Annotated in this window: 1 protein-coding gene; it reads right to left on the minus strand. The window is 55.7% G+C overall.

Going from position 1 to position 1,566, the window contains the following annotated elements; all coding sequences use genetic code 11:
- Positions 1–165: 165 nt before the first annotated feature.
- Positions 166–1,467 (minus strand): IS1380 family transposase, encoded by a 1,302-nt coding sequence (locus ACT3RQ_RS17670; RefSeq protein WP_427028136.1) that lies wholly within the window; start codon positions 1,465–1,467, stop codon positions 166–168.
- Positions 1,468–1,566: the final 99 nt, after the last annotated feature.

Consider the following 1,566-nt stretch of genomic DNA (forward strand, 5'->3'; position numbering starts at 1 on the left):
CTAGCCCGGATTTCTCATAGCACCTCAGCCAGTACCACCTCCAAGCCGTCATACCACTAAAAGCCGATTGGTACGGTTTAAACTGCCTGCTTTTTAGCCTCTTTCCGTCGTTCAGACACACCTCCCCCTTTCCCCCATTGCGTCGGGCCGGGGGCGCCCGCGCATTCAGCTCGGTACTAACCGCCTGATGAGATCGGATAGTTGCGCTTTATAGGGGTAGCTGTCACTCATCAACACCCGGATTCGGCGCGTATTGCGGATGATGACCGCGCCCACTTTGATGAGTTTGAGCCTCAGGTTGCTTGGGCTCATGCGCTCAAAAGGGGTCTTCTTCAGGTAAGTGCGTAAGCGCTCGAACAGCGTATAGGCGAAGCCCGATAAGATCAGCCGCCACTGATTGGCCCACCAGTGCGTACTGGAGGTCCGGTCAGCAAACAGGCTCAGTTGTTGATCCTTGATTCGGTTCTCCATGTCGCCCCGAGCGCAGTACTGCTCGTAGTAGAGTTTGAAGCCATCGTCATAACGGGAACTAATGATAAACCGGGGATTAGAGCCCAGTTCGCCTTCTTCCAGACGGGCCACCACCCAGCGTGGATACTTCCAGGAGTGTGCTTGATATTGGAAGCGGAACGTCTCTGCCACTTTCCCGCCCACCTCCCACTGGGTCTTGCGCACCAGCATCATGGGCACGTCCACTTCCTTGAGCAGCCGACTGTTCTTGCCGATGCCCACGATGTAGTCGATATGATGCCGATCACACCAGTTCAGCATCCGAGGGCGGCAAAAGTGGCTATCACCCCGTAACACGATGCGTGTATCGGGCCAGTACTGGCGGATAAAGCGCACCAGTAACGCCAGAATGGCCCAGCTGTGATGGCTGTCGCTGTGGTCACTGGTGCGCAGATAGCTCACTAGTAGATGGCGGCCACAGAAGACATACAGCGGGAAGTAGCAGTGGTGATCGTAATAGCGGTTAAAGAACTTCCCGGGTTGCTCACCGTGCACAGGGATATCGGTGCCATCAAAGTCCAGCACGATCTCCTTCGGGGGTGCGTCATGCTGTTCAATGAAGTGGTGCCACAGCACCTCATGGGCCTTCACCATCGCTTGTCGATCGGCGTTCTGCTCACTCCGGCACAGCGTAGACTTGCCTGCCAGCGCATTATCTTCACCGAGCGCTGTCTGAAGCGCCTGATCATAGCGTAGGGCCTCATGGTCGTTGAAATCTTCGTAGCCCGCGGCGACACCGAACACTCGCTGACGAACCAGAGTGTCGTGCTTGTGACGAACCTGTTCCGGTGCGCGGGGATCATGAAGCACGGAGGCCAAGCGGTGCGTCAGGCGATGTTGCTTATCGACTTCACGAAGCAGGAGCAATCCAGCATCGGAGGTGATGTGGCCCCCAGAGAAATCGGCTTCAATTTGGCGGCGTGAGAGTGGCGAGAAGGTCAGTTTTTCAGGTACCATTTTGGAAGCGGTTGTTGGTGCTTGATGGATTGGTTAGGCTCTTGAAATCATAGCACTTTCAGCCGCTTTCTTTTATACCCCGTGAGAAATCCAGGCTAG

The sequence above is a fragment of the Halomonas sp. AOP43-D1-4 genome (assembly GCF_052446175.1).
Lineage (GTDB): Bacteria > Pseudomonadota > Gammaproteobacteria > Pseudomonadales > Halomonadaceae > Vreelandella > Vreelandella citrativorans.

Bases quoted from the DNA above. Each gene is read 5' to 3' on its own strand.
- ACT3RQ_RS17670 (WP_427028136.1), bottom strand. From the start codon at position 1,467: ATGGTACCTGAAAAACTGACCTTCTCGCCACTCTCACGCCGCCAAATT.